Consider the following 20,913-nt stretch of genomic DNA (forward strand, 5'->3'; position numbering starts at 1 on the left):
TATGAAAAACAAGTATATTCAAGCATTTGAAGATGCTCAAATTGCAAACAAAGTTGTGCCTGATTTTCGTGCTGGCGATACACTAAAAGTCGCTATCAGAATCAAAGAAGGCGACAAAAGCCGTGTTCAAAATTTCGAGGGCGTATGTATCGCTAGACGCGGCGAAGGCGTAAGCGAGACATTTATCATCCGCAAAATCGGTGCTAACAGCGTTGGCGTAGAGAGAATTTTCCCAATTTATAGCGAAAGTATCGAAAATATCGAAGTATTACGCCGTGGTCGTGTCCGCAGATCAAAACTATTTTATCTACGCAACAGACAAGGCAAAGCTGCTAAAATTAAAGAGCTTAGAAAATAATTTTAGCCCAAAATTCAGCGCGAATTTGCGCAAAATAGGATTTTATCTCGCTAATGAGATAAAATCTATCATTATTTTATTTTCGTTTAAAAACAATGTATAAAATCACGAAATTTAAATTTTACATAGCTTATTTTTTTTAATAAATTTTGTAAAATTTCAATAAAATTTTCAAGAGTGATGAATTATGATATATCTAGGCATTGATGTTGGTTCCACGACCGTAAAAACAGTAATTTTGAATGAAAATAATGAAATTTTAGAAAAAACCTACCAAAGACACTTAGCCAAACCAAAAGAGCTAGTTTTACAGCAAATTTTAGAAATCCAAAAAAGATATCCAAACGAAAATTTCAGCCTCTCCATTGCAGGTTCAGCCGGTATGGGTATCGCCAAAAACTGCGAAATTCCCTTTGTCCAAGAGGTTTATGCCACTTCGCTAGGAGTTAGGCAGATGTTTCCTAAAACCGATATCGTCATCGAACTAGGTGGCGAGGACGCGAAAATTATTTTTCTCACAGGCGGGGTCGAGGAGCGTATGAACGGCTCGTGCGCAGGCGGAACTGGCGCGTTTATCGATCAAATGACAAATTTGCTAAATTTAGATATCGCAGAACTAGACAGATTAAGCTTCAACGCGAGCAAAATTTACCCTATCGCCTCTCGGTGTGGGGTTTTTGCCAAAAGCGATATTCAGCCTCTTTTAAATCAAGGCGTGCGCAAAGAAGACATAAGCGCGAGCATTTACGCAGCCGTAGTCGAGCAGACAATCGCCGGACTTGCCCAAGGGCGCGAGGTTAAGGGCAATATTTTGTTTTTAGGCGGACCGCTATTTTTCTTAAAAGGTTTGCAAAAACGCTTCAAAGAGGCGCTAAATTTAAACGATGAAAACGCCACCTTCCCTGATATTGGGCCGTTTTTCGTGGCATATGGCTCAGCGATTTATGCCAAAAAAACAGGCACTGCGCTAAATTTAGACAAAATCATAGAACTTTTGCAAAAAAGCCCAAACAAAGAGCTTTTAGAATCAGAAGAGCCTCTGTTTGGCTCGCATGCTGAATTTGACGAATTTATCGCTCGCCACGAAAAAGCGAGCGTCCCCAAAGCCGACATCGCCTCATACTCTGGGAATGCGTATTTGGGCGTGGATTGCGGCAGCACGACGATTAAGGTCGTTTTAATCGGCGAAAATTACGAGCTTTTATACAAATTTTACTCATCAAACAAGGGTGATCCGATAAATATCTTGCAAGAAAAACTAAGCGAAATTTACGCTCTTTGCGGATCTGCCATAAAAATCAAAAGCTCAGGCGTTACAGGATATGGCGAGGAGCTAATCAAAACCGCATTTGGCTTTGATTACGGCATAGTTGAGACCATCGCGCATTACAGCGCGGCGCGCCACTTCAACCCCAAGGTCGATTTCATCATCGATATCGGCGGACAAGATATCAAATGCTTTTCGATAAAAGACGGCAATATCGATTCTATCGTGCTAAATGAGGCGTGTAGTTCAGGGTGTGGGTCGTTTTTGCAAACATTTTCGAATTCGCTAGGCCATGAAATCAAAAATTTCGCCAAAATGGGGCTTTTCGCCTCGCACCCAGCCAAGCTTGGCAGTCGTTGCACGGTCTTTATGAACTCATCTGTCAAACAGGCCCAAAAAGACGGCGCGAGTGTGGAAGATATCAGCGCAGGACTTGCAATTAGCGTGATTAAAAACGCGATTTACAAGGTAATTCGCGTGCGAAATTCCGACGATTTAGGGCAAAATATCGTGGTTCAGGGCGGGACATTTTTAAACAATGCCGTGCTAAGAGCCTTTGAAAAAGAGCTTGGCAAAAATGTCATCAGGCTCGATATTAGCGAACTTATGGGTGCGTATGGGGCTGCGCTTTTTGCGCGCGATAATGCGTCAGAGAGCTCAAATTTAATCACGAGCGAAAAACTTGCACTTTTTACGCACAAAAGCGAATTTGATACCTGCAAGCTTTGCACAAACAAATGCCCGCTTACAATCACACATTTTGAAAATTCGAAATTTATCACTGGAAACAAATGCGAAAGAGGCGCAGGTAAGGCTATCAGAAACAATATTACGAATTTGTTCGAGTTTAAAAACGAGCTTTTGAAAAAATACAAAAAACTCCCAAAAGACGGCGCGCCAAAGGTCGGAATTCCGCTTGTTTTGAATATGTATGAGATGATCCCGTTTTGGAGTGCGTTTTTTGAAAATTTAGGTATGAGCGTCGCTCTATCTCGCAAACCGCGCAAAGAGACGCTGTTTTTGGCCAATCAAAGCATACCAAGCGACACAGTCTGCTACCCAGCCAAAAGCGTGCATGGCCATATTTACGACCTGCTAGCGCAAAATGTCGATTTTATATTTTATCCGTGCATGAGTTACAACCTAGACGAAAATATCAGCGAAAACTGCTACAACTGCCCTGTGGTGGCATACTACCCAGAGCTAATCAAAGCAAATGTCAGCGCGCTGGATGAGCGGGCGTTTTTATACCCGCACCTAGATCTAAATGCGCCTGAATTTTTTGCCAAAACTATGCGAAAAGAGCTAGCAAATTTAGGGTTTAAATTTAAGCTTGATGTCATCAAAAACGCCGTATTTCAGGGCAAAAAAGAGCTAGAAAACTACAAAAACACGGTTTTAATCAAAGGCGAAGAAACGCTAAATTTAATCCGCGAGCAAAATTTGAGCGCAATCGTGCTTGCTGGCAGACCATATCATATCGACAAAAGCGTAAATCACGGGATTGATCGCTACTTAAATTCTCTCGGATTTATCGTGCTAAGCGAGGATAGCCTGCCGCTAATGCAAGTTCAAACCAAATCGCTAAATCAATGGACATACCACGCCAGGCTGTATAGCGCGGCTAGATTTATCTGCAAATATCCTAAAATGCAACTCGTGCAACTCGTAAGCTTTGGGTGCGGGATAGACGCGATTACAGGCGATGAAGTGCGCGATCTGCTACGCGCAAATGGCAAAATTTACACTCAGCTTAAAATCGACGAAGTTACAAATCTAGGGGCTGTTAAAATCCGCCTACGCTCGCTAAAAGCGACAATGTTAGAGCGCGAAAAAGCTCAATTTATACAAAAAGGCTAATGATGTTTGCGAAATTTATAAAAAATATGAAAAGCACTCACACGATTTTAATCCCTACGATGATCGATCCGCATTTTCGCTTTATGAAAAGCGTTTTGGCTGATGAGGGGTATAAAAGCGTGCTTTTACGGGACAACCGCGCAAACATCGTCGAGGAGGGCTTGCGAAATGTCCATAACGATATGTGCTACCCTGCCCTGCTCGTAATCGGGCAGTTTATCGACGCGCTAAAAAGTGGCGAATTTGACACGCACAAGGTCGCACTTCTCATAAGCCAAACAGGTGGCGGGTGCAGGGCGAGCAACTATATAAATTTGCTTCGCAAAGCCCTAAACGAGAGCGGTTTTGGCTATGTGCCAGTGATCTCGCTAAATTTTGGCTCGCTAGATGAAAATGGATTTGCGTTAAGCAAAATGGCGCTAATCAAGCTGTTTGTGGCGATTTTTTACGGCGATTTGATGATGAATTTATACAATCAGTGCAAACCATACGAAAAAATTCCTAATCAAACAAACGAAATTTACGAAAAAATGGTCGAATTTATCGCAAATTTGACAAATCAAAAGTCATTTTTCAAACTAAATAAAAATTTTGGCCATATCTTGCAAAATTTCGCCAAAATAAAGCGTTCTAGCGAGCCAAAAATCAAAGTTGGTATCGTGGGCGAAATCTATCTGAAATACTCTCCTATCGGCAACAACGGCCTAAACGCCTATCTAATCAAAGAAAACGCCGAACCCGTAAATACCGGGCTAATGGATTTCGTGCTGACTTGCATTTATGATGCTGTGTATGACAAAAAGCTCTATGGCAAAGGTGGTGCGGCGTATTGGGGTAGCCTTGGGGTTGCAAAAATTTTAGAATTTTGCCAAAAAAAATTAATTCGCGCTATGAAAAAACATGGATTTCGTCCGCCAACGCCATTTAAAGAGGTGCGCGCAGCCGCTGAGGGATACATCAGCCACGGCGTGAAAATGGGCGAAGGGTGGCTACTCACAGCTGAAATGGTCGAGTTTATGAAGCAAGGCGTGCAAAATGTCGTCTGCGCCCAGCCATTTGGCTGTCTGCCAAATCACATCATCGCGCGCGGTATGATACGCAAAATCAAGCAAAACTACCCAGACGCCAACATCGCCGCGATCGACTACGACCCGGGCGCAAGTGCGGTAAATCAAGAAAACCGCATAAAATTAATGCTTTCAAATGCAAATAGGGAATTTTAAAATTTAAAATTTCGTAAGAATTTGGCTAAATTTAACAGCCAAATTTGGCTAAATTTCAATGAATTTAGCCAAATTTCATCTATCTTGTTCTGCGTTTTATATCTCTGTGCGCGCTTCTGCGGCGTTCGCCGTTGTCATTATCAAACCCCCTAGCCTCGCGTTCGCGCCTTTTGATTTCTTTGTAACGAGAGCTTGCTTTGATAACTTCTGCTTCCCTTCTAGCCCGACGCAAGGTCATTTCGCGTTCGCCGTTGTTAGCATGAATTTTGCGAATTTCGCGCTCGTGGCGGATTGATTTATCGCCCAGGCGGTGATTGTGTGGGTGCGAAGAGATGGCTGGGCGAGTGTGCGGGCGAGTATTTATATGGCCGTGGCGATTGTCCCGAACCACGACTGGGCGTCTATCTACCACGACAGGACGCCTATCCACGATAACTGGGCGTCTATCATAAATCACAGGACGACGGCGATATCCTCTGTCATAGTAATAATCGCTCTCGTAATACCCCCTATAATACGGACTTCCGCTATCATACACCACGCTACCTGAGGCTCTCGTGTGCGCACAGCCTGTGAAAAACAGACCGACAATCGCGCCAAGAATTGCGAATTTTAAAATTTTCATTTTGTATCTCCTTTATGAAATCGGAGCGAATTTTACATTTGCGTGATTAAATTTTTTGTTTATGAAATTTAAATTTGAAAGCTAGGGCGAAATTTGATAAATTTTAAAATTTCGCCCCAAATTTGGCTAAATTTAGCCGTTATAACCCAAGCGCCTCATATTTGCACAAGCGTTTTTGTATCCATAATAACAAGTTACACGGTAAAGATCAATCGCATTAAAAATATTTTTTTCGACGCCTTGACCGCGCTCAAACATATCAGCTAATTTCATGCAAGCTGGGAAATTCTGCGTGCCAGTGCATGCCATGTTGTAGGCATTTGCAGCTGAGGCGAAATCGCCTTTGGCATACATTGATTCAGCAAAACTAAAACACAACGGACCATTTCCTTGCTTACAAGCATCGCTTTGAACAGCATTACCTTGCAAATTCATAGGGCGGATTCCGTCTTGGATCTCGTTATAGCTGTATTTTCCAGCCTTTGGCGCGCTTACAGCACTTTTTGGTGCATTGCTGACACAACCTGCTAAAAATAATCCTGCAATCATCACAGCGATTAAATTTTTCATAAGCTATCCTTATCTGCCTAAGATATAGTAAGTGTCTTTGTTCGGCACTTTTTCTAAGGCTATATTAAATTTATCCGACCAAGCCTTGATCATATCTACAACAGCCTCTTTGCGCTCTTTTGTAGCGGCCTCATTTTTGATTTTAAAATACGGATTTGTATTTGACATAGCGATGTAAGCATCATAAATTTTAAGCTTATCGTTTAGTGTAACGATGTGCTCCAACTCTGTGTCTGTGAAATCACATTTTGACAAAATACCGCGAAGTTGCGCTATCACCGCCTCGCTTGAAGTATAACCTAATGCTAGAAGAATTCCCTCTTCACTCATATTAATCCTTTCTAATGAAATTTATTGTTTGTTTGCTTGCGAAATTAAAACGCCCTCGATTAGCTTTTTTATATCGCCATCAAGTATCGCATCAGTCTGGCTAAACGCCTCGCCTGAGCGGTTATCCTTGACCTGCTGATACGGGAAAAGCACATAAGAGCGAATCTGATGTCCCCAGCCAATATCGCTTTTTTCGATACTATCGCTTGCTTCTCGTTTTTTCATAAGTTCAAGCTCGTAAAGTCGCGATTTTAGCACCTTCATTGCCGTTTCTTTATTTTTGTGTTGGCTTCTATCATTTTGACAATTCACCACAATCCCAGTGGCTAAGTGAGTTATGCGAACAGCGCTTTCTGTTTTGTTGATGTGCTGACCACCTGCCCCGCTAGCGCGAAAAACATCTATTTTGATATCCTTATCCTCGATATTTATCTCAATATCATCGTTTAGCTCAGGGCTTACCATGACGCTTGAAAAGCTCGTGTGCCTACGCCCTGCACTATCAAATGGGCTTGTTCGCACTAGGCGGTGGATTCCGTTTTCGGCCTTTAAATACCCATAGGCGTTTTCGCCACGCACGATAAAGCTTACATCTTTAATCCCCGCTTCATCGCCCTCTTGGAAATCCAAAACCTCTACCTTAAAGCCCTCTCTCTCGCAAAACCTACTATACATACGATACAGCATGCCCGCCCAGTCGCAACTCTCTGTCCCACCAGCTCCTGGGTGGATAGTGATAATCGCGTTTTTGTCATCGTCATCGCCACCGAGCATCATCGCTAACTCTAAATTTGAAATTTCCTCTTCTAACTCGCTTGCGCCCTCGAAAAGGTCGTTTATCGTATCATCATCATTTTCGCTAAGGGCTAATTCGTAAATTTCACGCGCATCATCAAGCGCAGAATTTGCCTTTTTAAATTTTGCCAAAACCGAGCTTATTTTGGTCTTTTCGCGTCCGATTTGAGTTGCTAGCTTCACATCGCTCCAAAATTTCTCGTCCGCTTCGATTTTTGAAATTTCCTCCAAGCGCGCGCTAATTTCATCTGGTTTGATAATCGAGCTAATATTATTGATTTTTATGTCAAGGTTTTTCAAAAGTTCGCTATATTCGTAATTATCCAAGTTTTGCCTTTAAATTTTTTGCGAGATTATAACAGCTTAAAGCTTTTAACCCTTTTAACCCAGAGTTAAATTTTAATTTTTTTGAGTTATAATCGCCCTTTAAATTTCAAAATTTGGAAGTAAATATGCAAATTATTCGAACAGTAGAAGAGTTACGAGCATTTCGCGCCAATGCCTGTGGTAATGTGGGATTTGTCCCTACAATGGGGGCTTTGCACGCTGGACACATAAGCCTAATCAAACAAGCCAGAAACGAAAACGACATCGTAATCGTATCGACCTTCGTAAATCCTACGCAGTTTTTACCGGGCGAGGATTACGAAAAATATCCAAAAAACGAAGAAGCAGATATTAAAATTTGCGAAAATTTAGACATAAACGCTATGTTTATCCCAGAAGTTAGCGAAATCTACACTGATAGCGAGCCAACAATCATAGCGGTGCGCCCGACATCTGAAATCTTAGAGGGCAAAACCCGCCCAGGGCACTTCGACGGCGTGTGTATGGTGCTGAATAAATTTTTCAATATCGTTCGTCCAAACAATGTCTATATGGGCAAAAAGGACGCTCAACAGCTCTTTATCGTGCAAAATATGGTAAAAAGCTTTTTAATGGACATCAATATCGTGCCATGCGAAATCGTCAGAGAGAGCGATGGACTGGCTCTAAGCTCGCGCAATGCGTATTTGGACGAAGAGGAAAAAATGCTAGCGCTTAAAATTTCGCGCTCCCTCTTAAACGCTAGCAATCTAATCGCCAAAGGCGAGATTAGCACGAGCATTTTAAAGGATAAAATGCTTTCGATTTTAGAGCCATTAGAGGTCGATTATATCGCATTTGTAAATAGAAATTTCGAAATTTTAGACCAAATCGAGCCTAAAAACACCATTATTCTTGTCGCCGCAAAGGTCGGCAAAACCCGCCTAATCGATAATATTTGGTTGTAAAAATGCCAAAACTTTATTTAGTAAGCCTTGGTTGTAATAAAAATCTCGTCGATAGCGAGATTATGCTAGGTAGGTTACAAAACTACGAAATTACGGACAATCCAGCCGATGCCGATGTCATGATAGTAAATACCTGTGGATTTATCGCTTCGGCAAAGCAAGAAAGTATCCGCACAATCCTAGAACTCGCCGAATTTAAGAAAAAAAACGGCGTTTTGGTTGTAACTGGCTGCTTGATGGAGCGCTACAAAGACGAGCTTATGCGTGAGCTTCCCGAAGTCGATATTTTCAGTGGTGTCGGCGACTACGATAAAATCGATGAGATGATTTTAAAAAAACAAAATCTATTTTCGCCTAGCACTTACTTGCAAACCACGCAAAAAAGGGTAATTACTGGCTCAAATTTCCACGCTTACATTAAAATCGCAGAAGGGTGCAACCAAAAATGCAGTTTTTGTGCGATTCCTAGCTTTAAAGGGCGTTTGAAAAGTCGCAGTTTAGATGACATCGAAGCCGAAGTCAGGGATTTGGTCGCGCAGGGATTTTATGATTTTAGCTTTATCGCGCAAGATACGAGCAGCTATGGGCGAGATAGGGGCGAAAAAGACGGGCTAATCGCGCTTATAAATCGCATTGAAAAGATTGAGGGCGTAAAATTTGCGCGAATTCTTTATCTTTATCCGACTACGACGAGCGAAAATTTGATTAAAACTATCATAAAATCAAGCGTTTTTGTGAATTATTTCGATATGCCAATCCAGCACATAAATGACGAAATGCTAAAAATTATGAAGCGCGGAAACGGCAAAAATGAAATTTTAAATTTGCTAAATTTAATGCGCTCTGCTCCAAATTCGTTTTTGCGAACCGGCGTGATAATCGGACACCCGGGCGAGAGTGAGAGCGAATTTAACGAGCTTTGCGAGTTTTTAAGCGAGTTTAAATTTGATAGAATTTCAGCCTTTGCCTACTCCAAAGAAGAAGACACAGCAAGTTTTAATATGGAGCAAATTCCAACTCGCGTTATCACAAAACGGCTAAATAAAATCGAAAAAATCGTGGATAAAGCGATTTTGGCAAGTTTCGCCGGGCTTGTAGGCACCACGCAAAGCGTGGAAATCACAGGCATTAGCAGTGAAGGCGAGTTTTTTTACGGCGCAAAACTAGCTCTTTGGGACAAAGACATCGACGGCGAGATTTTAATCAACGAAAGCGAGATAGAAAATTTGCAAATCGGACGGCTATATGAGTGCGAGATTAGCGAATTCGTGGGCGGAAAACTCATCGGTAGGATTATAGAGAAAATTTAAATCAAATTTAGGACAAAAATGAATTTATTTAAAAGCAAAAACTATCTTTTTGAGATTTCAAATAGCTATAAAACATTTCCAATTTCTACCGTTATTGCCGCATTTTGTGCCATATTTTTGGCTTTTTTGATATTTATTGATTTTTATAAATCAAAAGAAATCGCAGATATTATTTATTTTTGTCTCATTTTGATTAGCACTTCGGCTGTATTTGAAAACCTAAAAATACCACAAAATCGGCTTTTTCGCATAGTTTTGATTTTTGGTGTGGCGATTTGTTTATTTATCATCACAAATACTATTTCAAATACCGCAAGTGGCTATTTTGCTGAATTTGGCGAATACAAATTTATACTAAATTTAAGCGTAATTCTTATTTTAGTAGCACTTTTTGCGTTGCCGATTAAACTAAATATCACGATTAGCGCATTTGTTGAAAGCCTCATTGTAGGCGTGATTTTAACCATCGTTTGTTTGGCATTTTGGATAACGCTAAACTCGCTGTTTAGAATAAGAGATGAGATTTTTCCGGCTTCTTTTGTTTTGGCATTTGCGTTTTGTTTTGTTTTGCTTCTTGGCAAAATCGCGTTAAATTCCGTATTTGAAGAAAATAAAATTTTTAAAGCAATCTATTTTTTGGCTTTTATTTATTGTGTTATTTTATGGATTTATTTACTATTTCGTGCCTTAAATTTGGTATATCCAAAAATAAGCATTGTTCATCTAATCATCTGGTTTAGTGCGTTTTGGCTGATTTTGTTTTGGCTCAAAGAACAAAAAACCAAATTTGATAAATTTTTTGCATTTTGCATACTTGGGCTTTTGTGCGTGAGTTTTTATGCCATTTTAGTGCGGATAAACCAATACGGAATTACGCCAAATCGCTATTTTGTCGTGGCTTTTGGCGGTTGGATTTTTTTGGCTTTGTGTTTTAGCTTGGCAAATTTAAAGCATAAATTTATGCTTATTTTATTTGCTTGTATTCTTGCTTTTAGTGTATTTTCGCCGTTAAATTTTTTAAAAACCAGTATAAACTCACAGCTTAAAATTTATGAAAATATCACGCCAGAAAGTAAAAATTTGGAAAAATTAAAAAATATTGAAGGATTTTTTCGCCAATACGGCGTAAAAATTGAGCCAAAATCCGCACTTTTGCAAGGTAAAGATTTTAGTATAGACATCAAAGAAAACGAAGACAAAATCAACGAAATAAGCGGTTTTACACACCATATAACTTCTAGAAATTTTAAATCAAAAATTTTCTCACAAAATGGGCTTGATTTTAATCTCACGCACAAAAGTGTGAGAGTTTCGGACAAAAATAAAAGCGTGTTTGAGCTTGATTTTGGCGAATATATTGCCAAAAATCACAACATAAACAAAAATTGCAAAAAAGAATTTTGTCGCTTTGAGATAGATTTGGGTGAAATTTCATTCGAAAACGACAAATTAAAATGCAAAATCGTCCCGTATAAAGGCGATATTAGCAATCATTTTTCAACTATGGGTGCAAAAAGTAGCTTTGTAGATATTAAATACGATTTTTATTTTTCGGTGAAAAAATGAAAAATTTGGTCATAAACACCGAGATTTTGGACTTTTTGCGTGATAGGAAAAATTTACTTGCCTTTTCGCACGGAAGCGACAGCACGGCGCTTTTTTACACGCTTTTAAATTTGGGCGTTAAATTTGATTGTGCTTTTGTGAATTACAAAACCCGCGAAAATAGCGATTTAGAAGAGATTTCCGCAAAAGAGCTTTGCGATAAATTTGGCATTAAAATTTATATCAAAACTGCTCCGCTAAATTTAGAAAATTCAGGCGATTTTGAAAACACTGCGCGCAAAATTCGCTACGATTTTTTTGATGAAATTTGCGCTAAATTTGGCTATGAAAATCTCATCACAGCGCACCAATTAAACGATAAATTTGAGTGGTTTTTAATGCAACTTGGACGAGGCGCAGGTCTAGCAAATCTGCTAGGCTTTGAAAAAATCGAAAATCGCGCAAATTACGCTATCGTGCGACCTTTTTACAATGTCGGCAAAACGCAAATTTTAGAGTTTTTAAGCGAAAATAAAATCAAATTTTTTAACGACATTTCAAACGAAAATACCAAATTTGCAAGAAACGCCGTAAGGGCCGAATTTAGCGATAAATTCGTAGAAAAATACGCTTTAAATTTAGCCAAAAGTTTTGAGTTTTTATCGCTCGATAAAGCAAATTTAACGGGCGAATTTATCTATCAAAAAGATAAATTTTTTGTGCTTGAAAATTCGCAAAAAAGCCTAAATTTAATCGATAAAGCGTGTAAAATTTTAGGCGTAGTTTTAAGCCAAAATCAACGAAAAGAAATCCAAAAAACAGACTGCGTCCTTTCGGGTAAAATTTGCGTTTGCAAAAACGAAAAATTCTACTTCGTCGCACCATTTGAGAAAACAAAAATGGATAAAAAATTCAAAGAAAAATGCCGAATTTTGCGAATTCCGCCACTAATTCGCCCCTATATTTTCGCTAGAAGCGAAATTTTAGCAGAGTGTGAAGGGCTAATTTCTGGCCTCGACCATAGCGATTTTGTTGATAAAATCGGCGAAATTTAGGTTGATAAGATTTGTTTTGATATGGATTCGTGTAAAAATCACATAACCGATCTCATTGCTGAGCGTGCCGTCTGAGTAAATGAAAACATTTGTCAAAAACTCGCTGTTTTTTGACTGGTAAAAATTGTCGATTTGGAAATTTAAAATCTCATAAAATAGCTCGTCGCTATCGCTCATCATGCCCTTCATTTCATCGTCGATAAGAACCATATCGGCATAAAGAGCGCGTTTTTTGTTTGCCACCAAAAACGCCACGCGGTCGTTAAATTTGAGCGCAAACATCGCGACACTATCGATTTCATGCTGATTTTTGTATAAAAAATAAAGCACCTTAAAAAGGCTTTCATAAGAGTTGAAGCTCGCGCCGAATTTCTCGTCGCTTCCGGTAGTCGCACTGCGCGGGAATTCCACGGTAAAATCGCTATCGACGCTTTGATAAAAGCACTCGTCCGCCATCTCTGGCTCGCTAGAAAAAATCACCCTTTGAGCAGGGTCGTCGATTAGTATATTTGCGTGCAAACTCTTGGCAATCCCTTGCCTAAATTCCGCCATTTGCGCCGCAAAATCAGTTGCACTATCGACGCCAAATTTGAGCGTCTTTTCATCTACGATTTTTTTACTAAATCCAAGTTTTCTAAAAACAAATTCGCACTCGCTATCATTTTGCGCTACGCTTAGAAAAGATTTAGCCTTGAAAAGTCCCATTTTTTCTCCTAAAAAATGCTAATTATACCAAAAATCGTTTATGCAAAACTAAAAATCGAAATTTTTATCTTTTTCGGCCTGAGTAAAAAGCAAATTCGCTATTTTTTCCTTTGCCTCTTCAAGACCTAGCCCAGCGATATCTAGTGGCTCGCTTAGGCTGTAATTTATGCGCGAAAAGGGCTTTGGCAAGACCATTTTATCCCAGCTTCTAAACTCCCAAAAACGGCTCGCTTCGTAGTTTAGCGCGTAAATTTTGAGATTTTTTTTCTGCGCGATTGTGACGGCTCCGTCTGCGACGCTGTGTCTTGGACCTCTGGGGCCATCTGGGGTAATGATGACATCTACGCCGTTTTTAATTTCGCTAAATGCGTTCATCAGCGCCCTAACTGCGCCTTTGGAGCTCGATCCTCTAATCGCGCCGATACCAAAATGCGAAATCACTCTCGTGATAATCTCGCCGTCTTTGTGATCTGAGATGATGACCTTGCCACTTTTTGCCTCGCCGTGATCTCTCTTCCAGTAGCGAAGATATGCAAAGGCCATCATCGCAAGTCTGCCGTGCCAAAACACCACCACGCAAGGCTGGCTAGGTAGCTTTTGGGGGCTAAATTTGACCTTGCAAGTAAGATAAATCAGGCGGATTAAAAAAAGCGCAATGTATTCGACTACGAAAAAAAATAGCCGTTTTTTAAAGGGTAACTTTTCCATAAAGTGCCATTCTAGCGGCTTTTTCGATTTCTACATTTAGCGTGCGCCCAAGCAGTTCCTCGCTACCATTTACGCAAACCAAAAAATTCGAAAAACTTCTGCCAGCTACTTGATTGTTTTCGCGCAATTCCTCGAAATACACCTCGTGCCCTCTACCTACCTGCGCGCTCATAATCTCATCTAAAATTTCATTATGCAGACCCTGCAAATAGCTAAGGCGCGCACTTGCGACTTTATCGTCGATTAGTGCTAAATTTTGCGCCGGCGTGTGCGGACGCGGGCTAAATTTAAAGCTAAAAACCTGCTCGAATTTCACCTGTTTTAGCACATCGATTGTATCGGCGAAATCCGCCTCGCTCTCCGTCGGATAAGCCACGATGATATCGGTGCTAATGCTCACATCTGGGCATAAATCTCGCAGTTTTAGCGCGCGGTCTAAAAACCACTCTTTGCTATATCCCCTTCTCATATCGCGCAAAACCTTAGTCGAACCGCTTTGTAGCGGCATGTGCATGGATTTGCAAATTTTAGAATTTGAGCTAAAAACTTCTAAAAATTTATCGTCCATGTGAAGCGGGTGCGGGCTCGTAAAGCGAATCCTCTCAATCCCCTCAATCTCGCTTAGCCTTACTAAAAGGTCGCTAAAATCAATTTTTTCGTGCGCATTAGAAAATCTTTTGCCATAGTTATTGACATTTTGACCGAGCAAAAATATCTCTTTTGCCCCGCGCGCAGCACTTCTTTTAGCCTCATCAAGTATGATTTTAGCTGGTATTGAGAGCTCGTCGCCTCTGGTTTGTGGCACGATACAATACGAGCATTTTTTGTCGCAACCAATCATAATATTTATGTATGATTTGTAAGGACTGCCCCGAAATTCGCCAAAGGCAAACTCGCTCTCATCGTAGTTTATATCGGTGCTAATAAATTTTGGCGTTTGCACAGCTTGCGAGATTTTAGATACATTTCGCGCCCCTAGGACAAAATCCACGAACGGAGCGCGCCTGAAAATTTCAGCACCCAAGTGGCTAGCGGTGCAGCCGCAAACTCCGATTTTTGAGCCAGCCTTGCGGACTTTGTCAAATGCGCCAATCTCGCTAAAAAGCTTATGCACGGGCTTTTCACGCACAGAGCAGGTGTTTATAAGGATCAAATCAGCAATGTTAATATCGTTTGTGAGTTCGTAATTTTGGTTTTTTAGTTCGGCGATGATGTGCTCGCTATCACGCACATTCATCGCACAACCGAGGGTTTGTATATAGAGAAATTTTTTCAAACTATATGCACCTCATACATATATTCGTTTTCATTTAGGCCATAATACACGCTTCTTTGATAGACCGAAAATCCCTTTTTTTCGAAAAATTCTATCAACGCAATGATATCTTTATGCGAATTTTCTCTATCTAAATAGAAAATTTTTTGACCACTTTTTGCGATTTGAGCTTCCAAATCTTCGACTTTTGCACTCTTTGGCTTCGCTTCTAGGCTAGTTCTAGCGAGTTTTACTTGCATTGCTTCATCCTTTCGTATTTCAAATTTTAAACTGATGAGTTTAGCAAAATTAATATAATAATTCGTTTAAATAAAAATAAAGTCTAAATTTAATATAATACCGAAACTCGAAAATTTTAAAAATCCCAAAATTTAGCAGTGTAAGAAAAGGAAAATTATGGAAAAAATCACAGACATAATCGAGTCTATCGCAAACGAAAAGGGACTTGATCCCTCAGATGTGGGCGCGCGGGTCAAAACAGCCTTTATCCAAACCGCAAAAAGGCTGTTTGGCGAGCAGTTTATCTACGACAGCGAGGTAGATCCCGTTACAAAAAAGGTAAAACTCTACCAAAAAGTCCAGGTCGTAGCCGATAATGACGAGCGTGCAGGACAGGATAATTTCATCGCAATTAGCGAAGCCAAAAAGCATGGGGACGCTGAGATTGGCGATGAGCTAAGCTATGATATAAATATCGAAAATCTCGGCCGCACAGCTTCGCAGGTTTTGGCAAAAGAGCTGAATTACCATATCCAACGCCTACTCGAAGAGAAAATTTTCGAAAGCTATAAAAACAAAATCGGCACCCTAGCCCACGGCACCGTCACCAAAATCGACGCTAGCGAAACGACATTTGTCGAAATCGACGATATCAAGGCTTACATGCCACAGAAAAACCGCATTAAAGGCGAGAGTTTCAAAGTGGGCGATGTCGTCCAAGCTGTAATCAAAAACGCCTATATAGACAAAAATCAAGGTATCAAACTAGAACTTTCACGCACAAGCCCGAAGTTTTTGGAGGCGATTTTGCGCACAGAAGTGCCTGAAATCAAAGACGGAAGCGTCATAATCCAAGCATGTGCTAGGATTCCTGGCAAACGCACGAAAATAGCCCTTAGCTCAGTTTCGCCAAATATCGATCCAGTGGGCGCAACCGTGGGCAAAGGCGGCACTAGAATCGACGCCGTGAGTAAGTTTTTGAGCAAAAATTTAAGCGAAGAGGACAAAAAAGCTGGCGGAGAGAGCATAGATGCGTTTGAATACTCTGCCTCGCCTGAAATTTTAATCTCTCGCGCAATGGCGCCTGCGATTGTAAATTCGGTCAAAATCACAGATGAAAACAAAGCAATTGTTTATATCAACCCTGACCAAAAATCCAAAGCTATCGGCAAAAACGGCCTAAATATCCGCCTAGCCTCAATGCTAAGTGGCTATGAAATCGAGCTAATCGAAACAGGCGCATCAAGCGAAAAAGTATCAAACGAAGAGGGATTAAAAAATCTCGAAGCACTCTTTGGTGGTCTGTGAAAATTCTTTTAAATTTGCGAATTTTAAAAATTCGCAAATTTTAAAATAATCAAAATTTAAAATTTATATGAAATTTGGCGCGTCGTTAGAAAACAGCACCAAATCCCCTGCTTTGGTATATTTAGCCAAAATTTCAACCATTTTCGACTTATCTTTTAGCACATAAACCTTGCCGGGATTTATATTGTCTTTGAGCGTTTTTAAATTTAGCTCGCCCGTTATTATCACGAGATCAAAAACCTCATCGATTTTTTTGGCTAAAATTTCATTATCTTCTTTGGTCGATTCGACGATTCCAGGGGTTACGATGACCTTATTTCCTTTGTAAGTTTTGCATAGTTCGTAGCTAGCTAGCATACCGGCTAGATTGCCATTAAATGCGTCATCAATGATGATTTTGCCGCCGTTTTCGATCTTTTGGAGGCGATGTTCGACGCTATGCACCTTTTCGACTGCGTTGTGGATATATACATCATTTACGCCCAAAAACCTCGCTACCATGACACACGCGCTGAGATTTTGCGCGTTAAACTCGCCAAGTACTGGCGCAGAGAGTCTGAAATTTTCGTCATTGATTTTAAGGCTAAATTTAATCCCGTCTAGTGTCGAGCTAATCACCTTTGTGCCGATATCATAGGTGCTAATCGTGGCGCTGTTGTGGCAAAGCGTGCTAGAATGCACAAATGCGTGTTTTAGACGCGGTGAATTTAGCGCTTCAAGCTTGGTAGCGCGGATATTTTCTACGCTTTTGAAATACTCCAAATGTTGCGCACCGATCTCGCCTACAACTACGATTTGCGGGCGCAAAAACTCGGTGATTTCGGCAATATCGCCAGGCAGCCTCGCACCTGCTTCTGCGATATAGACCTGAGTGTTTTTTGGCAAATCATCGTTTATGTCCTTTACAATCCCAGCTAGCGTATTTACCGAGCGCGGGGTCTTGTAGCAGACAAAGTGCGGACTAAGGATATCATAAAGGAAGTTTTTGATACTCGTCTTGCCGTAACTTGCCGTGATTTGGACGATGATTAGGTTATTCATCGTGCCTAGTTTGGCTAGCGCGCTAGCTTTGAAGCGGTTAAAAAGCGTCTTTTCGTATCTGAAATGAAAAAACAATCCCACAAATAGCGCGATAACGGCTGGAATTTTAATATCGGTTGAAAATTTAATATCAATCAAAATCTCCGCAATCCCCACAATCACCGCAAACGAGGCTATGTATGCAAACGCCCTTTTTATGCGATCGGTAAAAACTAGCTTTTTATCCAGCCCCCTGTGCCAAAGCGCCAAAACAGCGATATAGCTAGCCGTCACCACGCCCAAGGCTGCGTAATAAAACGGACAAAACATGGCCGCGATTTGAGCCAAAACTGGGATTATGAAAAAATACAAATGCCACATAGGCTTGGTGAAATGGTGCATTACACGCCCCGGTCGATACGAAAACCACTGCAAACAAGTAAGCGCGTAAAATCCCAAAGCAAGGGTGAAAATAAAATTTGAAATAACTGCCGACATTTTTTCCCTCAAATTTATTTAGACTTAGATTACAAAACCTGTAATTTTATTCTAAAAAAACTTGATTGTTGCTTATTTTTGCGATAAATTTTATTATTTAGAACTTGATTTGCGTCAATACGAAATTTACTCTAATCTGTCATTGCGAGGAAAGGCGCAGGCTTGACGAAGCAATCCAGCAACGCCATAAGGCGTTTCATAAAAATAAAACCAGCTAAATTTTAAAAAGCAACGCTTTTTAAAATTTAGCCACCTTGTAAAGCGTCGTCGGGGGTTGGGGGATTGTAAGGGGGAAGGGGCGCGACCTCGCAATTCAAGCCACCTTCCCCCTTACGAGAAAAACAAAATTTTGCCTAAAATTTAAAAAATCGTTCAATGCTAAATTTGGGTTGAATTTTGAATTTAAATTTCCCTGGATTGCTTCGCTCGTTACACTCGCTCGCAATGACAACAAATTTGTAAAATTTAAATTTTAAAGTCATAGATTACTTCGATTACTTCATCGCTGTTAAAACAGCTCCTCGCAATGACAAATTAGATGAAATTGGTTAAATTTCATTATCAATTTTTTTGTATTTTTTACTTCCGTTCATAAAATAAATCAAAAACAACAAAAACACACAAATAATAAAAGGTGTTTTAGAAAGCATGAGGTCGTTGATAGATTTAAAACCGCTATAATCATAATCGCCAGTTATATTGTTACCTTTTTCATCAGTTAATTTTGCAACTCCCGGTTTATTGATATTTTTTGGAAATTTATTAGAATAAATGGTAACTTTTTGACCTTTTAAATTTTTAAATTTATCAATATCGCCTTTGTAGTATGAAAAAAGTATTTTTTCTGTATTGTCCGTTTGAATTTCAATGTGCGGATTGCTTCTATTTGTAGGCGTAGTGCTTACAAAAGTTACTACACCTTCTGTTTTGTATAATTCGTTTTCGGGTTTTGGTTTTACATTAATAGCTGTCAATAACACAATAAACAATATTACTCCAATTAAATAATACAACATAGCACTTAAACCACTCAAAGTAGTTTTTGCATGAAATGGACGATAAAACATCCTTTGATAAAATTCTGTGCTTTTAAATTTATCGAATACAGTTTTTAATTTAGCACCGTAGGGTAGGCATTCTTGCTCATCGAATTTTATTTTATTAAATTTAATTATTTTTAATCCTTTATTTAACCGCTTGAAAATTTGATAAAAATTCTTTTTCGTTTTCGCATGTCATGGCAGAGCTCATTATGGCGATATTATCGGCTCCTGCTTCTAGCAGAGAGCGAAAATTTTGCGAATTTATCCCGCCAAGGGCATAAATTTCGCCACTCCAAAATTCACGCACATTGCGAATCAAATCTAGCCCCTTTGGCTCTAAATCCTTTTTGCAATCTGTCGGAAAAATATGGCTTAAACAAAGTGCGTTTGCGCCCAAATTTAGGGCTAATTTAGCTTCATCTGTGCTGTGAGCCGAAACTACGATTTTTTCAAATTTGGCTAAATTTCGCGTGGAATTTTGCCAGAAATTGTGCAACACGCCCAAAGGAAGCCAAACAAATTTATGCTCCAAATCAAAGGCTAAATCCAAAAAATTATGCAAAAAAAGGCGAACGCCAAAATGGTTGCAAATTTGCAAAACTTCGCAAAAAAGCGCGCAGTATTCGCTCACGCTCAAATTTTTCTCACGCAAGATTATTTCGCTAATCCCGGCTTCGCAAAGGCGTGAAATTTTCTCTTTCAACGCCTCTTTTCCGCCACAAAGCTCTAAATTTGAAATCGCCATGATTTTCACTTTTTCGCTCCAAATTTCGCAAATTTACAGATAAATATACTCGCTCATCAGTGGCGCTAACCCCGCACCCCTAATCGCAGCACAAACCTCAGCCACGCTTCGTCCGTCATCTATCTCAAACTGCTCATCGCCCTTTTTTTGGCTGTGTCCGCCGATACCCACACTTACTCCTGCTGAAATTTTATTCGTGGCGATTTTAATCGCTTCATCTCTAAAACCAGCCCTTTCGCGCGTCGAAATCGTAATATTCGCACTAGGAATTAGCAATCTATATGCTGTAATCACCTGCAAAAGCTCCTTTTCATGGACATCTCGCGGGTTGATTTTGTTATTATTTATTATCGGTCGCAGTCTTGGGACTGAAAAGGCGATTTCGGCGTGCGGGTATTTTTGTTGCAACAAATACGCGTGCGCGCCCGTAGCAAAGGCATCCTTGCGAAAATCGTCAAGCCCTAAAAGTGCCGCAAAGCCCACTCCACGCATACCGCCCATTATCGCCCTTTCTTGGGCATTGAAGCGATACGGGAAAATTCGCTTATTGCCTTCTAAATGCAGTTTTGCGTATTTTTCTGTGTTGTATGTCTCTTGGAAAACGGTTACAAAATCCACGCCAGAATTATGCAGAATGGCGTATTCATCGGAATTTAACGGATAAATTTCCACGCCTACGACCTTGAAATATTTTTTGGCGATTTCACACGCATGGGCGATATAGCTCACATCGCTATCAACCCTACTCTCGCCTGTTAGCACCAAAAGCTCTTCAAGTCCGCTCTTTTTTATCGCTTCGTATTCGGCTATTAGCTCATCATCGCTAAGCTTGGCTCTTTTAATTTGATTTTTTTTGCTAAATCCGCAATACACGCAGTTATTATCGCAATAATTTGAAATGTAAATCGGCGTAAAAAGCGAGATATTATTGCCAAATTTCGCCCTAGTTTCACTCATACTCGCCCTTGCTAACTCTTCTAAAAATTTCGCCCCGACCACGCTTAAAAGTGCGCCAAAATCGTCTAAATTTCTATTTTTTTTCTCTATCGCCCTTAAAACATCGGCTTCATTATAAGCGTTTGGGTCGTAATTTTGCCTTAAATTTAGCACTTTTTGCATTAAGCCATCATCGATTGCTTGCATGTGTGCTAGGTATTTCATGTGGTCGATTTTTTCCAT

At 40.2% G+C, this 20,913-nt stretch carries 20 protein-coding genes; 8 read left to right on the top strand and 12 right to left on the bottom strand.

Features of this window, described 5'->3' with window-relative positions:
• The first annotated feature begins 1 nt into the window (after position 1).
• From rplS to OFN73_RS02200, 3 genes are all read left to right on the top strand, one after another.
• Positions 2-358 (top strand): 50S ribosomal protein L19, encoded by a 357-nt coding sequence (gene rplS, locus OFN73_RS02190; protein WP_270858256.1) that lies wholly within the window; start codon positions 2-4, stop codon positions 356-358.
• Positions 359-545: 187 nt separating this feature from the next.
• The gene (locus tag OFN73_RS02195) at positions 546-3,485 is read left to right on the top strand and encodes an acyl-CoA dehydratase activase (protein ID WP_270862036.1); all 2,940 of its coding nucleotides are present in this window, start codon (positions 546-548) and stop codon (positions 3,483-3,485) included.
• Between the two features lie 2 nt (positions 3,486-3,487).
• Positions 3,488-4,708, top strand: a complete 1,221-nt coding sequence (locus OFN73_RS02200; protein WP_270862037.1) for a 2-hydroxyacyl-CoA dehydratase — start codon at positions 3,488-3,490, stop codon at positions 4,706-4,708.
• A gap of 79 nt (positions 4,709-4,787) precedes the next feature.
• Here the strand turns inward: OFN73_RS02200 and OFN73_RS02205 are convergent, their stop codons facing one another.
• From OFN73_RS02205 to prfB, 4 genes are all read right to left on the bottom strand, one after another.
• The gene (locus tag OFN73_RS02205) at positions 4,788-5,333 is read right to left on the bottom strand and encodes a hypothetical protein (protein ID WP_270862038.1); all 546 of its coding nucleotides are present in this window, start codon (positions 5,331-5,333) and stop codon (positions 4,788-4,790) included.
• A 132-nt stretch (positions 5,334-5,465) separates the two neighbouring features.
• Entirely contained in the window at positions 5,466-5,903 is a 438-nt protein-coding gene (locus tag OFN73_RS02210; protein WP_270862039.1) for a hypothetical protein, read from the bottom strand.
• Between the two features lie 9 nt (positions 5,904-5,912).
• The gene (locus tag OFN73_RS02215) at positions 5,913-6,233 is read right to left on the bottom strand and encodes a type II secretion system protein (RefSeq protein WP_270858261.1); all 321 of its coding nucleotides are present in this window, start codon (positions 6,231-6,233) and stop codon (positions 5,913-5,915) included.
• Between the two features lie 21 nt (positions 6,234-6,254).
• The gene (prfB, locus tag OFN73_RS02220; protein WP_270858262.1) at positions 6,255-7,355 is read right to left on the bottom strand and encodes a peptide chain release factor 2; all 1,101 of its coding nucleotides are present in this window, start codon (positions 7,353-7,355) and stop codon (positions 6,255-6,257) included.
• A gap of 125 nt (positions 7,356-7,480) precedes the next feature.
• Here prfB and panC point away from each other — a divergent pair, with 125 nt between their 5' ends.
• Genes panC through tilS form a run of 4 tightly spaced genes read left to right on the top strand, consistent with a single transcriptional unit; the run spans position 7,481 to position 12,212 of the window.
• Entirely contained in the window at positions 7,481-8,302 is an 822-nt protein-coding gene (gene panC / locus OFN73_RS02225) for a pantoate--beta-alanine ligase (RefSeq protein WP_270862040.1), read from the top strand.
• 2 nt (positions 8,303-8,304) lie between these two features.
• A complete protein-coding gene (gene rimO, locus OFN73_RS02230; RefSeq protein WP_270862041.1) occupies positions 8,305-9,612 on the top strand; it encodes a 30S ribosomal protein S12 methylthiotransferase RimO in 1,308 nt (435 codons plus the stop codon).
• An 18-nt stretch (positions 9,613-9,630) separates the two neighbouring features.
• Positions 9,631-11,178 (top strand): DUF4153 domain-containing protein, encoded by a 1,548-nt coding sequence (locus tag OFN73_RS02235; protein WP_270862042.1) that lies wholly within the window; start codon positions 9,631-9,633, stop codon positions 11,176-11,178.
• On the top strand, positions 11,175-12,212 hold the full coding sequence (gene tilS / locus OFN73_RS02240) for a tRNA lysidine(34) synthetase TilS (RefSeq protein ID WP_270862043.1): 1,038 nt from the start codon (positions 11,175-11,177) through the stop codon (positions 12,210-12,212). Before OFN73_RS02235 ends, tilS begins: the two co-directional genes overlap by 4 nt.
• Here tilS and OFN73_RS02245 read toward each other — a convergent pair.
• From OFN73_RS02245 to OFN73_RS02260, 4 genes are read right to left on the bottom strand one after another with little or no spacing between them, the layout of a single operon-like run.
• Positions 12,159-12,917, bottom strand: coding sequence for a hypothetical protein (locus tag OFN73_RS02245; RefSeq protein WP_270862044.1), 759 nt, complete (start codon positions 12,915-12,917; stop codon positions 12,159-12,161). The genes tilS and OFN73_RS02245 overlap by 54 nt on opposite strands.
• Before the next feature lie 48 nt (positions 12,918-12,965).
• Positions 12,966-13,625 (bottom strand): lysophospholipid acyltransferase family protein, encoded by a 660-nt coding sequence (locus OFN73_RS02250; RefSeq protein ID WP_270862045.1) that lies wholly within the window; start codon positions 13,623-13,625, stop codon positions 12,966-12,968.
• Positions 13,606-14,901: a tRNA (N6-isopentenyl adenosine(37)-C2)-methylthiotransferase MiaB gene (gene miaB, locus OFN73_RS02255; protein WP_270862046.1), complete on the bottom strand. Its 1,296-nt coding sequence runs from the start codon at positions 14,899-14,901 to the stop codon at positions 13,606-13,608. The genes OFN73_RS02250 and miaB overlap by 20 nt, the downstream gene beginning before the upstream one ends.
• Positions 14,898-15,140: an HP0268 family nuclease gene (locus tag OFN73_RS02260; RefSeq protein WP_270858271.1), complete on the bottom strand. Its 243-nt coding sequence runs from the start codon at positions 15,138-15,140 to the stop codon at positions 14,898-14,900. Before OFN73_RS02260 ends, miaB begins: the two co-directional genes overlap by 4 nt.
• 157 nt (positions 15,141-15,297) lie before the next feature.
• Between OFN73_RS02260 and nusA the strand changes: the two genes are divergently transcribed.
• Positions 15,298-16,428, top strand: a complete 1,131-nt coding sequence (gene nusA, locus OFN73_RS02265; RefSeq protein ID WP_270862047.1) for a transcription termination factor NusA — start codon at positions 15,298-15,300, stop codon at positions 16,426-16,428.
• Positions 16,429-16,491: 63 nt separating this feature from the next.
• On the opposite strand, the gene OFN73_RS02270 is transcribed toward nusA, so the two are convergent.
• The 4 genes from OFN73_RS02270 to thiH all read right to left on the bottom strand — a co-directional run bounded on the left by OFN73_RS02270 (position 16,492) and on the right by thiH (position 20,913).
• Positions 16,492-17,946, bottom strand: a complete 1,455-nt coding sequence (locus OFN73_RS02270) for a Mur ligase family protein (RefSeq protein ID WP_270862048.1) — start codon at positions 17,944-17,946, stop codon at positions 16,492-16,494.
• A 548-nt stretch (positions 17,947-18,494) separates the two neighbouring features.
• Positions 18,495-18,935, bottom strand: a complete 441-nt coding sequence (locus OFN73_RS02275) for a hypothetical protein (protein WP_270862049.1) — start codon at positions 18,933-18,935, stop codon at positions 18,495-18,497.
• Between the two features lie 196 nt (positions 18,936-19,131).
• A complete protein-coding gene (locus OFN73_RS02280; RefSeq protein WP_270862231.1) occupies positions 19,132-19,734 on the bottom strand; it encodes a thiamine phosphate synthase in 603 nt (200 codons plus the stop codon).
• Positions 19,735-19,767: 33 nt separating this feature from the next.
• A complete protein-coding gene (thiH, locus tag OFN73_RS02285) occupies positions 19,768-20,913 on the bottom strand; it encodes a 2-iminoacetate synthase ThiH (protein ID WP_270862050.1) in 1,146 nt (381 codons plus the stop codon).

It is taken from the genome of Campylobacter sp. JMF_14 EL1 (assembly GCF_027737585.1).
Lineage (GTDB): Bacteria > Campylobacterota > Campylobacteria > Campylobacterales > Campylobacteraceae > Campylobacter_B.

Coding starts and splice junctions, on each gene's coding strand:
- rplS (WP_270858256.1), top strand. CDS start 2: ATGAAAAACAAGTATATTCAAGCATTTGAAGATGCTCAAATTGCAAAC.
- OFN73_RS02195 (WP_270862036.1), top strand. CDS start 546: ATGATATATCTAGGCATTGATGTTGGTTCCACGACCGTAAAAACAGTA.
- OFN73_RS02200 (WP_270862037.1), top strand. CDS start 3,488: ATGTTTGCGAAATTTATAAAAAATATGAAAAGCACTCACACGATTTTA.
- OFN73_RS02205 (WP_270862038.1), bottom strand. CDS start 5,333: ATGAAAATTTTAAAATTCGCAATTCTTGGCGCGATTGTCGGTCTGTTT.
- OFN73_RS02210 (WP_270862039.1), bottom strand. CDS start 5,903: ATGAAAAATTTAATCGCTGTGATGATTGCAGGATTATTTTTAGCAGGT.
- OFN73_RS02215 (WP_270858261.1), bottom strand. CDS start 6,233: ATGAGTGAAGAGGGAATTCTTCTAGCATTAGGTTATACTTCAAGCGAG.
- panC (WP_270862040.1), top strand. CDS start 7,481: ATGCAAATTATTCGAACAGTAGAAGAGTTACGAGCATTTCGCGCCAAT.
- rimO (WP_270862041.1), top strand. CDS start 8,305: ATGCCAAAACTTTATTTAGTAAGCCTTGGTTGTAATAAAAATCTCGTC.
- OFN73_RS02235 (WP_270862042.1), top strand. CDS start 9,631: ATGAATTTATTTAAAAGCAAAAACTATCTTTTTGAGATTTCAAATAGC.
- tilS (WP_270862043.1), top strand. CDS start 11,175: ATGAAAAATTTGGTCATAAACACCGAGATTTTGGACTTTTTGCGTGAT.
- OFN73_RS02245 (WP_270862044.1), bottom strand. CDS start 12,917: ATGGGACTTTTCAAGGCTAAATCTTTTCTAAGCGTAGCGCAAAATGAT.
- OFN73_RS02250 (WP_270862045.1), bottom strand. CDS start 13,625: ATGGAAAAGTTACCCTTTAAAAAACGGCTATTTTTTTTCGTAGTCGAA.
- OFN73_RS02260 (WP_270858271.1), bottom strand. CDS start 15,140: ATGCAAGTAAAACTCGCTAGAACTAGCCTAGAAGCGAAGCCAAAGAGT.
- nusA (WP_270862047.1), top strand. CDS start 15,298: ATGGAAAAAATCACAGACATAATCGAGTCTATCGCAAACGAAAAGGGA.
- OFN73_RS02270 (WP_270862048.1), bottom strand. CDS start 17,946: ATGTCGGCAGTTATTTCAAATTTTATTTTCACCCTTGCTTTGGGATTT.
- OFN73_RS02280 (WP_270862231.1), bottom strand. CDS start 19,734: ATGGCGATTTCAAATTTAGAGCTTTGTGGCGGAAAAGAGGCGTTGAAA.
- thiH (WP_270862050.1), bottom strand. CDS start 20,913: ATGGAAAAAATCGACCACATGAAATACCTAGCACACATGCAAGCAATC.